The organism is Algoriphagus sp., from assembly GCF_029254265.1.
Classification (GTDB): Bacteria; Bacteroidota; Bacteroidia; order Cytophagales; family Cyclobacteriaceae; genus Algoriphagus.
Genome location: NZ_JAQWXX010000070.1, coordinates 23,862 through 36,338, shown reverse-complemented (window position 1 = coordinate 36,338; position 12,477 = coordinate 23,862). Strand labels below are relative to the sequence as shown.

The 12,477-nt window shown below is 41.2% G+C and carries 11 protein-coding genes; all 11 read left to right on the top strand.

All coding sequences use genetic code 11. From position 1 onward, the window contains the following. The first annotated feature begins 138 nt into the window (after positions 1–138). On the top strand, positions 139–645 hold the full coding sequence (locus P8O16_RS10050) for a T9SS type A sorting domain-containing protein (RefSeq protein ID WP_300314077.1): 507 nt from the start codon (positions 139–141) through the stop codon (positions 643–645). Between the two features lie 8 nt (positions 646–653). Continuing rightward, a complete protein-coding gene (locus P8O16_RS10045; RefSeq protein ID WP_300314074.1) occupies positions 654–1,436 on the top strand; it encodes a hypothetical protein in 783 nt (260 codons plus the stop codon). 334 nt (positions 1,437–1,770) lie between these two features. Further along, on the top strand, positions 1,771–3,567 hold the full coding sequence (locus tag P8O16_RS10040) for a serine hydrolase (RefSeq protein WP_300314072.1): 1,797 nt from the start codon (positions 1,771–1,773) through the stop codon (positions 3,565–3,567). Positions 3,568–3,680: 113 nt separating this feature from the next. After that, the gene (locus tag P8O16_RS10035) at positions 3,681–4,544 is read left to right on the top strand and encodes an AraC family transcriptional regulator (protein ID WP_300314069.1); all 864 of its coding nucleotides are present in this window, start codon (positions 3,681–3,683) and stop codon (positions 4,542–4,544) included. Between the two features lie 69 nt (positions 4,545–4,613). Continuing rightward, on the top strand, positions 4,614–5,162 hold the full coding sequence (locus tag P8O16_RS10030) for a carboxymuconolactone decarboxylase family protein (RefSeq protein WP_300314067.1): 549 nt from the start codon (positions 4,614–4,616) through the stop codon (positions 5,160–5,162). Positions 5,163–5,471: 309 nt separating this feature from the next. Further along, on the top strand, positions 5,472–6,020 hold the full coding sequence (locus P8O16_RS10025; RefSeq protein WP_300314064.1) for a hypothetical protein: 549 nt from the start codon (positions 5,472–5,474) through the stop codon (positions 6,018–6,020). A 78-nt stretch (positions 6,021–6,098) separates the two neighbouring features. Then, positions 6,099–8,279 carry a TonB-dependent receptor gene (locus P8O16_RS10020; protein ID WP_300314062.1) on the top strand — a complete coding sequence of 727 codons (2,181 nt, stop codon included), beginning with the start codon at positions 6,099–6,101 and terminating at the stop codon, positions 8,277–8,279. Positions 8,280–8,435: 156 nt separating this feature from the next. Further along, positions 8,436–8,825: a VOC family protein gene (locus P8O16_RS10015; RefSeq protein WP_300314060.1), complete on the top strand. Its 390-nt coding sequence runs from the start codon at positions 8,436–8,438 to the stop codon at positions 8,823–8,825. Positions 8,826–8,867: 42 nt separating this feature from the next. After that, positions 8,868–10,292 carry a trypsin-like peptidase domain-containing protein gene (locus tag P8O16_RS10010; RefSeq protein ID WP_300314057.1) on the top strand — a complete coding sequence of 475 codons (1,425 nt, stop codon included), beginning with the start codon at positions 8,868–8,870 and terminating at the stop codon, positions 10,290–10,292. 56 nt (positions 10,293–10,348) lie between these two features. Then, positions 10,349–12,046, top strand: coding sequence for an amidohydrolase (locus tag P8O16_RS10005; RefSeq protein ID WP_300314054.1), 1,698 nt, complete (start codon positions 10,349–10,351; stop codon positions 12,044–12,046). A gap of 14 nt (positions 12,047–12,060) precedes the next feature. Further along, positions 12,061–12,309: a VF530 family protein gene (locus P8O16_RS10000; protein WP_300314051.1), complete on the top strand. Its 249-nt coding sequence runs from the start codon at positions 12,061–12,063 to the stop codon at positions 12,307–12,309. Positions 12,310–12,477 lie beyond the last annotated feature (168 nt).

The window sequence follows — 12,477 nt, the reverse complement described above, 5'->3', positions numbered from 1 at the left end:
GGAAAAATCCAAGAGCTCAAAACTGTAGGTAAAGGCTATAGAACTTTTACCAACTTTAGAAGTGCAATCCTCTTTTTCCACGGAGGATTAAACTTATATCCCCACTAACTTAAGGGTAGAACCCAAACAAATATATGTTTGGAAGGCACATATAACATTGGAAGCAATACAGGAATAAATTTAAATTCAACGAACCAGATCGGAATTGGTAATGTCACCTCTACTATAACTTGTCCCAATGCAACATCCCTTACTTGGCAAAGGACTTCTGGGAGTATTACGACCTTTAATACTTCTGGAAATTATGTGACTTTTAACATGGTTTCTGGAGGGAGCATTAGTTTCTCCATTACTGCTAGAAATGGTTCAACTATTTTATCAAGCAGAAATGTATCCTTCTTTAATTTTGGTTCTTTTAGGCTTTACCCAAATCCTTCTTCAAGTGAATTGACAATTGACTTGAGCAAGGATATGATGTTTGATTTGACAATACAAGGAGTTGATACAAGTCTTAAGACAGAAATTTTGGGACATAGGGGCGGCGACAAAATAGACATCTCTACCCTACCAAAAGGTGATTATATTCTCTCGGTAAGCTATAAGGGAAAAACCATCCATCAAGATCGATTTATGGTCTCTAAATAAGCCATATTATGACTAAACATCTGCTTTCAATCCTTCTGTTTATCTTATATTCAGGTTTTTCTCTAGCCCAATCTAATTCTCCAAAAAAGTTTTCACTTTCATTAAGTGCCGGACCCGCTATTCCGGTAGGAGCTTTCGCCAAAAAAGACATGGAAAATGCCGTAATTTATTTTCCTGATAGTAGCATCCCGAATATGGCCAGTATCTCGAAGTCCAACAACGGATTTGCACAAGTTGGCTTTTCGTTTCATGGAGCTTTAAACTATAAATTCTCCAATCACTTTTATACATTTCTAAGAGCGGGCATCACTAGCAATTCGATCTCCGTGGGTGAAATGGATGATTTTGTCAATAAGCTTTATGGAGTTGAATGGAGGTTTTCCCATGCTAATAACAACTTATTTACAATAACACCAGGGCTGGGATATACTTTGCAAAAAGCTAATTGGGAATATCGGGCGGGCATATTTCTAGGCTATGGACAAATCAATTACCCCTATTATGAAATGGTCAGGGTGGTTGGCAATGAAAGACTAAAATGGGCACATTCAGGACCAAGACCCAATCTACAATCTTTAGCCTCCGGGGGGACATTGCAGGTGAGCCGTGAAATCGGAAGATTCAATATCGGTTTAGAAATGCTTTTTCAACAAGCTGACTTTAAGTATAGCATTTTCCCTAAAACAAGCCCTGGAGGAAGTCAAAGCGAGACTTACGACGATACTATCAGGGCTCGGATTTTAACTCTTGGGCTTTTATTTTCCTATAATTTTTCTTATTCAAAAAAGTAAGGCTTCAAGTTAATTTTATTAAAAGGTTACTATTTTTTCCCTACTCGATTTCTCAAACTTTGATAAAATAGTTATCTCTTAAATTATTTTTAATTCAGTTCTTCGGGTCCTGATAATTAATGCGGATGTAATCTCGAAGCTCGATCTGAAGAGTTGTATTCTTCAAGTCTCATGTCCATTATTCGGTTTTACGGATTGCAAATCCTATAATCGAAGTTCAGGATTATAAATCCTGAACAGCGAATAAAGCTAAAATCCTCAACTGCAAATTCATGTACCCTATGATCTTTTGAACTTTTCGGTTTTCTTTGTCTAAATCCAATCCTTATTTCTTATGAAAAACCTCTGCTTATTTTTAATTGGAATCTCTTTTTCCATCCAAGCTTTCTCCCAGAAAAAAGACACCCGCCTCGCCAACCTAGATGCGCTGCTAGAGAAAGTCCGAACCGAATGGGGGGCACCCGGCTTTGCGGTGGCCGTCGTCGAAAAAGACAAAATCGTTTATTCCAGTGGATTTGGATACAAAGACCAAGAGCAGAAAACTCCCGTAACTCCAAATACGCTTTTTGCCATCGGCTCTTCCTCCAAGGCTTTTACCTCAGCAGTGCTGGGAGTGCTTCGGGAGGATAAGAAAATTGATTTCGATGATCGTCCTGCGAAGTATATCCCCGAACTCCGATTTGCAGAGTCCTATATGAATGAGCAAATCATCATCAAGGACCTAATGTCGCATCGAACAGGCTTGCCCCGACATGATCTTTCTTGGTACATGTTTCCATCCGATTCGGATGAGGAACTGATCAAGCGGATTGGATTTCAGGAACCATTCACCGGATTGCGTCAGCAATGGTATTACAACAACTGGATGTTTTTTCTTCAGGGACAAATCGGTAAACGAATCACCGGAAAAACCTGGGAGGAAAATATACAGACCATGTTCTTTGACAAATTAGGTATGAGTCAAAGTACTTTTAGAGCAGTAGAATTACCTAAAGAATTAGATTTTTCATTTGGCTATCAAACTGATCCTGAGGGAATCAGTACCAAAATGGATTATTACAATATCGCCGCCATGGCCCCGGCTGGAGCGATTAACAGTAACGTAACCGAAATGTCCAACTGGCTGATCACTTGGATCAATGGAGGAAAGTTCAAGGAAGAACAAATCATCCCTGCTGCCTATGTCACCGAAGCCATGAGTGCGCAGATGGTGGTTTCCGCAGGGACTCCATCCAAAGAGCATCCCGATGCCCATTTTGCCAATTATGGTTATGGCTGGTTCCTCTCTTCCTATCGCGGACATTATCGTGTCGAGCATGGAGGAAACATCGATGGCTTCTCGGCAAGTGCTTCATTTTTTCCTACCGATAGCTTGGGGATCGTCGTCTTAGCAAATCAAAACGGTTCACAGGTTCCAGGCATCGTTCGAAATATGATTGCTGATCGAATGCTTAAACTTGATCCTGCTGACTGGTCTGGTGAGGGATTAAAACGATTAGAAGAAGCGAAAGCCATGCAGGAAAAAGCTAAAAAAGCCGCTGACTCCACCAAAATCAGTACAACCAAGCCTTCGCATGTCTTGGCTGAATACACCGGAACCTACGAGAATCTAGGCTATGGAAAATTGGAATTGGACCTTCTAAACGACACGCTGCGTGCAAAAACTGGTCTTTACGATGCAGTGCTCCTTCACGAGCATTACGATATTTTCAATCTCCACCTGATTTATCAGGGCGAAATCAATATGGATAATCCCATTAAGGTAAGTTTCCAGACGGCCATCAATGGCGATATCTCAGGGCTGGAAACTCAGGTAGAACCTGCTTTAGATCCGATTGAATTTAAGCGGACTCCGAAAATCCTTGACGTCAGCGCCGAAGACCTCGCCAAATATGAAGGTGCTTACTTACTCATGGGAGTACAGGAAGTGAAGATCTATGTGAAAGAGGGAAAACTCTATGCCTTCGTCCCCGGTCAACCAGAATATGAGCAGATCCCGGTAGGAAATAATGAATTCAATTTCAAAACCTTGGAAGGCTTTAAAATCAAATTCGAGGAAAAAGACGGGGAAATTGTGGCTGTGAATTTCGTCCAGCCGAATGGAACGTTTAGAGGGGAGCGGAAGAAGTAATCTTATGAATTCTTCAATAGCGGGAGTCTGCTCATCCAAAAGCAGACTCTAGTTTTTTGGTAGTTCGAACCTTTTTTTCCAGTTTTTCCTTTGAAAACTAACCCATCTGATCAATGATTTTTAATGGCCCTTCATCTGAGAAACTGGTTTTGGAGCGAATCTCTCCTGCCAATTGCCAGCTACTCAAACAACAACTTCCTTCGGAATTGACATTGCTTTGGATAAAAGCGGCTTCAAAAATCATTGTTGATGGTCGAGGTCTCGAACTTTCGCCTGATCAATTGATTTGCATGACGGAGTTCCACCGATTGGAAGTGGATTCCGTTCCTGATGCCCTGATGATCCGATTCAATAGGGCCTTCTTCTGCATCTTAGATCATGATTCGGCGGTAGGCTGCAAAGGGATCTTGTTTTTCGGCTCCTCTCAACTCCCGATCCTCAACCTATCTGAAACTGACATAGCCAAACTGGAAGCATTGACTGGGGTTTTTGCAATGGAAATGAATGAGGAATCCGATCCGCTTCAGCTAGAAATGCTCCAAATGCTATTGAAACGACTCTTAATCCTTTGTACTCGGATCTTCAAAGCCCAAGAAAAGTTGGAGTCGCTAGACCCAATGCAAACTGATTTGGTACGCGATTACAATTACCTTGTAGAGGTCCATTTCCGTCAAAAGCATACCGTAGCAGCATATGCTGATCTGCTTGCCAAGTCACCCAAAACACTCTCAAACCTTTTCTCCAAACTGGGGGAAAAATCTCCGCTGACCTTTATCCAAGATCGGATCATGCTCGAGGCCAGAAGGCTCATTGGCTACTCAGACAAGTCGATCAAAGAGATCGGTTACGAGTTGGGCTACGAGGATATCCAGGCTTTTAGCCGCTTTTCTAAGAAAAATGAGGGCCTTTCCCCTTCGGAATTCAAAGAAAATCTCCGAATGGGAAAAATTGCCAACTCCTCGGGAAAATGGGCCTAACTTACTGCTATCCCTTTCTTGCACCTTTGTCATGTTCTAATTATCCAAACAAACAAAACATAGACAAAGATGAAAAATTTCACAGTACCAACCCGTGACGAAGTAACAGCAAACAATCAAGCCATCTTCGATAACCTAAACAAGGGCTTAGGGTTTATCCCAAACCTTTATGCCTACTTCGCAAAAAATGAAACCGCTTTGGGCGATTATTTGGCCTTCCAAAATCGTAAATCCTCCCTCAAAGCAAAGGAAAGAGAAGTGATCAACCTAGTAGTCTCTCAAGTGAATGGGTGTCGCTATTGCCAGTCTGCACATACAGCGCTAGGAAAAATGAATGGGTTTTCTGAAGAACAAATCCTTGAAATCAGAGGAGGCGCTGCTTCATTTGACTCTAAATTAGAAGCTTTAGCTAAATTCACACAGTCAGTTACCGTAAACAAAGGACGTGCAGATCAGGCTATTGTGGATTCCTTTTTTGCGGCAGGGTATTCTGAGGCGAGTCTAATCGATGCAGTGATCGTAATCGGTGACAAAATCATCTCCAACTACATTCACAACTTAACAGAGTTTACAATTGACTTTCCTATCGCGCCAGAATTGGAAGCCATGGAAGCTTAAGATTGATTTAACCACTAAACTAAACCAAGAAAGCCTGCTTTGATTGCATGCTTTTTTTGTACCCAAATTCCGTTTTAAGAGTTCTAACAACTATCGAGGATGCAATCTCCAAGCCTAATCCCAAGATTCGTACTCTTTTACTTTCCATAACGATTGAACCTAGTTGATTTAGAATAAATCCTGAACAGCGGGTAAATCTTAAAATTAAACTAAAATAATAAAAGATAAAAAGCATGACTTAATTACCCATATCTCATAAATTCTACCTGAAAATTTCGACTGACTCTAATTTTCATTTAGATTTAACCCGTGAGAAAAATCTATTCCATATTTCTTCTCGGCTGTTTTTGCTTGTATTACTTCGGGTATTTCGTCTATTTCTTTGCTTTTCAGCAGAAGTTAGACAAGCAATGGGAAGAGAATATTTGGGAGGATTCCTTCGATCTATCACATACAGAGCTGATCGAAATTCCTCTTGCCCTTCCGTACATGGCAAATCAGGAAGACTTCCAGACCACGAACTTATCAATGGAAATAGAGGGCCAATTTCTTCGAGTCGTAAAGCAACGCTACCAAAATGATACGCTGCAAATCATTTATATCAAAGATTACGAACAACAAAAACTGGAAACCCAAGTAACAGATTGGATTAAATCAATAACTTATCCCTCATCAACAAATAAGACAGAGCGTAATCACCTTTTTGGGAAGTTTTTCCTAAAAGATTTTATGGGAAATGAAATCTATACTTTTCAAACTTGGGATGGCATTTTTAAATCAATCGTAAATTCTACCCATCAAAATCACTATTCGACTATTTTTCTCAGTCTAAAAACACCTCCTCCTCAAGTTGGATAAAACATATGCTAGTTGATTTTTCCAGCTGGTTTAGTAAATGAACCTGATTAGCTGGACCTACCTATTTTATCCAATCTTATGACTATCAAAAAATTACTATTCCTTGGACTCTTCCAAGGTTTTATGGCATATACTTATGCCCAAAATGACACAATTAGAACACTAGAATTACAGGAATTTCAGCTAAAAGATTTTCGGGATTTAGTCCCTGTTACTCCTCTTCCAAACGTAAGCCGAAACTTCCTGATCGGCGGCAGAAAAACCGAATCGATCCAAATCAGCCAACTCCCCGCTAATCTTGCAGAGAAAACTGGAAGACAATTATTTGCAAAAATACCAGGAGGATTTATTTACGACATGGATGGTTCTGGAAATCAAATCAACCTCTCCGTCCGTGGACTCGATGGTCATAGAAGCTGGGAATTCAACATTAGGCAAAACGGCGTAATGATTAATACGGATATCTACGGATATCCTGCAAGTCACTATGCTATGCCGATGGAGGCAGTGGAAAAAATAGAACTGATCCGCGGAACCGGAGCGTTACAATATGGACAGCAGTTTGGGGGTATGCTGAATTACATTCTAAAGGAGTCCGATTCAACTAAACGGTTTTCTTTCGAAAACTTAAGTACAGTCGGATCCTTTGGCCTGCTGTCTACCTTTAATGCTCTCGGTGGAAAAGTTGGGAAATTGACCTACTATGCCTACTACCAAAAGCGCGTATCGGAAGGCTACCGCGACAACTCAAACTCAAGCTCAGATGCCCAACACGTAAACCTAACTTATCAATTCAATGATAAGATTAAGCTACGCGGAGAGTTATCCAGGAGCACCTATTTATATCAAATCCCAGGTCCGCTAAACGATCGCATGTTTGCTGAGAATCCAACGCAATCAACTCGAAGTAGAAACTTTTATAGCCCTGAAATCTGGATTCCTGCAGTAATTTTAGATTACCAGATATCTCCACAGACATCCCTTAATTGGACTGTTTCAGGGGTATTCGGACAACGGTCTTCGGTTACCTTTGACGGATTCGCAAACAAGACTGATAGCATCGATCCAACTACAGGAGAATATGCCCCGAGAAATGTGGACATTGATAACTATCATACCCGAACCACCGAAGGAAGACTGATTCATACCTACCAACTTGGAACTATGACAAGCAACTTCTCTGCGAATTTCCGCTACTTCAACAACAGCATGGACAGAAGACAGCGTGGGCAAGGGACGACTGGTACCGATTACGATATAACTGTGGAAAGTGATTTCCAAAGGGATATGAATCTTAAAAGTGAAAGCTTTGCTTTTGCTCTGGAAAATCAGATTTATCTAACGGATCACTTCAGCGTTACCCCGGGTTTACGCATTGAACAGGGATCATCTAAGATGACTGGACGCATTGATTATATCGAAGATTCCAATGTACCCAAGACGATAAACTACGATTTTATAGCACTTGGCGTAAATGCGAATTACCAAATGAATCCAAACTCACGATTTTACGCAGGGTTTTCTCAAGCCAATCGACCGGTTATTTTCCAAGACATGATACCGGGTAATCCTTTGACTTTGATCTCTGACGAGCTTCAAGACAGTTTTGGTTACAATGCCGAAGTGGGCTGGGAAAACTCTTCGATCCCGGGCCTGAGGTACAACCTTACTTTCTTCAGAACATATATTGGCAATCGTCTTGGGAATATCTTTATAGAACAAGATGGAGAGACCTTCATTCAAAAGACAAACATTGGCAACAGCCTAAACAATGGCATCGAATTCTATTTGGATTACGAGATTCTGAAAGGCAAAAACTGGGGGCTTAACTTCTACACCTCAACGAGCTTGATGGACGCCAAATACACCTCAGGTGAAGTAGCCGGATCAGAAGGAAACCAAAATATTGTAGGTAATCGAATTGAAGCTGCACCAAAATGGCTGAGTAGAAATGGGCTTTCGGGACACTTCAAATCACTACAAATTCTCCTCCAGCATCAGTTCGTGGGAGATGCCTATGCAGACGCTCTGAATACCAAAACTCCCCCGGAAAGCGGTGCAGTTGGGATAGTACCAGCTTATACTGTGTGGGACCTAAACACTTCCTATCAAATAACTTCAAATTTTATCTTACGTGCAGGGATTAACAACCTATTGAATAAGAACTACTTTACTAAAAGACCACAAATGTATCCAGGACCAGGTATCTGGACTTCGGATGGAAGAAGTCTTGTGGTTTCTTTAGGATTTAAACTTTAAGGAAAATAACCTCAGTCTTGAGAGAAAATTAACTCATGAAATAGCTCAACATTTAAGGTATCAAAAGGCCTTTTTCGGAATTTTCAAAAGGGTTTTTTCAGTTATATCAAATTTTAACCCCCTCCAAATTACCCGAATAACCCTTATTTTTATTCCATGACCCAACAACTCGGACAGCTCTCTCTTCTCGTCAGGGATTACGACGAAGCGATTACGTATTATACTCAAACCCTAGGATTTGAGCTTTTAGAAGACACCTCACTTTCAGAAACCAAACGCTGGGTGCGGGTTTCTCCACCGGGGTCTTCGTGTCATTTGCTTTTGGCCAAAGCAGCAAATGAAACCCAAGAAAAGCAGATCGGACATCAAGCTGGAGGTAGAGTCTTCTTATTCTTATATACCGATGATTTCTATCGGGATTATGAGAACTACCGTGCTAAAGGGGTTGAATTTATCCGGGAACCTACTCAGGAGAGCTTTGGAATTGTATCGGTCTTCAAAGACTTGTATGGAAATTTGTGGGATTTGATCGAGCGGAATCATTAAAAAATTGTCATTGGTTCAGCATTTTATTTAATTAAGCAATCTATGACAAAAGCTAAGCGCAAACTTACCGATGTTGCCCGTCAGATGATGAGCGGCGTCGTCCAAATACAAGTCGAAGGGTATATAGAGGAGGATATTCAGTCGGTATTGGATCCCTCGATCAAGATTCCCGGTCAATGGTCGGGCTCGGGATTCTTCGTAAAAATTAAAGATCTCGAAGGGTACATGGTTACCAATGCTCATGTCGTAAGAAATGCGGTCAAAGTCGAAATCAGTTCTATGCTTACCAGCGAAGAACGCTTTGAAGCAGAAGTAGTTGGGATGGTAAAACAGCTCGAACCAGATGTAGCTTTGATCAAACTGACAGATAAGGAGCTACTTCGCTTTAAAAAACTTGCTATCCAGCCTATTGAATATTTAGATCTTAGGGAAGGAACCAGTCCATCCCGTGGTGAGGCGATTAAAGCAATAGGATACCCAATGGGAATGATAGAACCCAATATTACCGGAGGGGAAATCACGAATTTCATCTCAGGCTCGGAGTTCTCCACAGAACGTTTTGTAACCAATGCCGCAATTAACCCAGGAAACTCTGGCGGGCCGAGCATCAATGAAGATGGCAAGGTAGTAGGCCTGAACACCGCAGTAATGGTCGATGCAGAAAATATCGGCTTTATCACTCCGGCAAGTTTTGTAAAAATAATCATCGAAAACCTATTGCTCCAAAATGAACCTCACTTTGCAGATATCGGTGGGAATCTGCAAAAAAATGCTGAAAACTTTAATCCATTATTGAAACAATCACAAGCAAAAGGAGTGATTGTCTCCAAGGTCTTGGCAAATGGTTTCCTTGAGGCAGCAAAAATTCAACCTAGGGATGTAATCCTATCAATCAACAAGGTCGAATTTGACCGACATGGCATTGTCATCGGTAAGGAAGGGTTATATAGACACAAAAACATCTATGATGTAATGAAGCTGGTGCCAATCGGGGAAGAAGCAGAAATACATTTTATGCGAAATGGGGTTGTTAAAAAAACCAAAGCACTTGCAATGCGTAACCCTGAAAAGGGCATTATCTCCAACCCAATTTTAAATGAAAGAACGTATCTGGAAGTATTTGGGATGATCATTCAACCCTTGAGTTATGAAATTATCCAAGCGATCCAATTCGTTGATCCCTTTGCACAAATCGAAATGCTGCAAACTATAGATCAAGAAAAACCGATGCTGGTCGTGACACATATCTACCAGGGAACTCAGACGGACGAGATGGAATGGCCTCTTGGTGAATTGATCATCAAAGCCAATGATCAGGAAATTCATACGATAGAAGCCCTGCAAAAAATTATTAAAAAGAACAAAGGTGGTACTGTGCTTTTGGAATGTCTCAGTGGCACTATTGGCTATTTTCAAGTCGATCTAGAACTTGAATCTCACTTGGTTAATCTTGAGGTGAAAAAATAGACTTAGCTGAATATTTCTTGATGAAATAAAATTAATTTTAGGTTTATCAAATGACTATGAAAAATCTGACTCGATTACTTTGCTTTTTAATCCTCACTTTTTCTTGTAGTCCAAAAGAAGAGAGTGGACCTGTAGCCACCATGTACTTTGGAGGTGATATCATCACCATGGAAGGCGATGAACCAATTTATGCCGAAGCTTTGGTAGAAAAGGAAGGAAAAATACTCTTTGTCGGGGCGATGGATGAAGCGATGGAGGTCTCGGGGAAGGGACATCAGATGAAAAATCTGAATGGGAAAACCTTAGTTCCTGGGTTCATTGATGGACATGCACATTTTGGTGGATTCGGAGCTCAGGCTGTCGCTGCCAATTTACTCGCAAGCCCAGATGGTGAGGTTAATTCCATTCCCGAATTGATTGAAGAATTGAAATCTTGGTTTGCAACAAACGGGACAGATAAAACTCAGGGCTGGATCATTGGTTTGGGATTCGACGATGCGGTATTAGCCGAAAATCGCTTTCCTACTAAGGAGGATCTGGATCAGGTTTCTACTGAAGTTCCAATTTGTATCATTCATATTTCCGGGCATTTTGCAGTGATGAACTCAAAAGGCCTCGAAATGAATAATGTCACCGCGCAATCAAAAGATCCAGCAGGTGGAGTAATCCGAAGGATACCTGGAACTCAAGAGCCAAACGGGGTTCTCGAAGAACTAGCAGCAATTCCTTTATTCTTTCCTATCATAGGACCTTCAGATCCGGAACTCGCTTTTTACTATTTGGATAAATCTCAAGAGATGGCGGCCAAGTTTGGCTACACTACAGCTCAAGAAGGCCGAGCAATGGGCAATCACGAATTGATGGCAAGCTATGCCGAGCAAGGTAAATTTTACTTGGACGTAGTTTCTTATATCGATTACACAGCACCTCAATTCTTTGAAAGCAAATGGTATGGAAAAGACTACACCAATCGCTACCGAATCGGTGGAATAAAAATGACCTTGGATGGTTCTCCGCAGGGAAGAACAGCCTGGAGAACCGAACCCTATTTGATTCCGCCAGATGGTCAAAACAAAGATTACAAAGGCTATCCTGCAATCGCAGAAGATTCAGAGGTACAGCGAATTGTCAATATGGCATTTGAAAACAATTGGCAGCTCCTTAGCCATGCGAATGGGGATGCGGCAATAGATCAATTGATTCGGACTCTTCGTCCTGCAATCCAAAAATATGGGAATCAGGATCGCCGAAATGTACTCATCCATGGTCAATATGTACGAATGGATCAATTGGACAGTCTTGCTGAGATGGATGTAATCGCCTCACTTTTTCCGATGCATACCTTTTATTGGGGAGATTGGCATCGGCAGATTATCGGCAAAGAAAAAGCAGATCGAATTTCCCCAATTCGTTCTGCATTGGATCGGGGCATGAAAGTAACTTCGCACACCGATGCTCCTGTTGCCTTTCCTAACTTGATGATGATTCTTTGGACTACTGTAAACCGAGTTTCAAGGAGTGGTGAGATTATCGGAGCTGAAGAACGTTTGACGCCTTATGAGGCTTTAAAATCTATAACGATTTGGGGGGCTTACCAACATTTTGAAGAAGATCGTAAAGGAAGTCTTCAAGAAGGAAAGCTTGCAGACCTTGTTATTTTGGATCAAAATCCTCTAAAAATTGACCCGATGAAGCTGAAGGAAATTCAAGTATTAGAAACGATTAAAGAAGGACAGACTATCTTTAAGCGTTAATTCAGAAATAGCAAATGGCTGAAAATTCAGAACATCAAACCCAACCAAACAATCCACTCCACGGAATTCGTCTAGATCATATTCTCCAGCATTTGGTGGAATTTTATGGTTGGAAGGAACTTGGGGAGCGGATTACGATTCGTTGCTTCACGCATAACCCCTCCATCAATTCCAGTTTGAAATTTCTCCGGCAGACACCTTGGGCTCGGGAGCGGGTCGAAGGTTTGTATTTGAAATCGCTAAGGGATGCTAAGAAGGATTAGGATATTTTAGAATCGATTTTTTAAAACATCTCTCGCGGCGACGCTGCGGCGCGGCAAAATCAGGAGATTAAAATCTGAGTTTATCTACTATTTTTTCTAGGAGTATCAGCGGGAAAAAAATTTCAATCTGTTGAATATTTTAAAGATTTAAAATTCGCTGCGCCGCTG

Bases quoted from the DNA above. Each gene is read 5' to 3' on its own strand.
- P8O16_RS10045 (WP_300314074.1), top strand. From the start codon at position 654: ATGACTAAACATCTGCTTTCAATCCTTCTGTTTATCTTATATTCAGGT.
- P8O16_RS10040 (WP_300314072.1), top strand. From the start codon at position 1,771: ATGAAAAACCTCTGCTTATTTTTAATTGGAATCTCTTTTTCCATCCAA.
- P8O16_RS10035 (WP_300314069.1), top strand. From the start codon at position 3,681: ATGATTTTTAATGGCCCTTCATCTGAGAAACTGGTTTTGGAGCGAATC.
- P8O16_RS10030 (WP_300314067.1), top strand. From the start codon at position 4,614: ATGAAAAATTTCACAGTACCAACCCGTGACGAAGTAACAGCAAACAAT.
- P8O16_RS10020 (WP_300314062.1), top strand. From the start codon at position 6,099: ATGACTATCAAAAAATTACTATTCCTTGGACTCTTCCAAGGTTTTATG.
- P8O16_RS10015 (WP_300314060.1), top strand. From the start codon at position 8,436: ATGACCCAACAACTCGGACAGCTCTCTCTTCTCGTCAGGGATTACGAC.
- P8O16_RS10010 (WP_300314057.1), top strand. From the start codon at position 8,868: ATGACAAAAGCTAAGCGCAAACTTACCGATGTTGCCCGTCAGATGATG.
- P8O16_RS10005 (WP_300314054.1), top strand. From the start codon at position 10,349: ATGAAAAATCTGACTCGATTACTTTGCTTTTTAATCCTCACTTTTTCT.
- P8O16_RS10000 (WP_300314051.1), top strand. From the start codon at position 12,061: ATGGCTGAAAATTCAGAACATCAAACCCAACCAAACAATCCACTCCAC.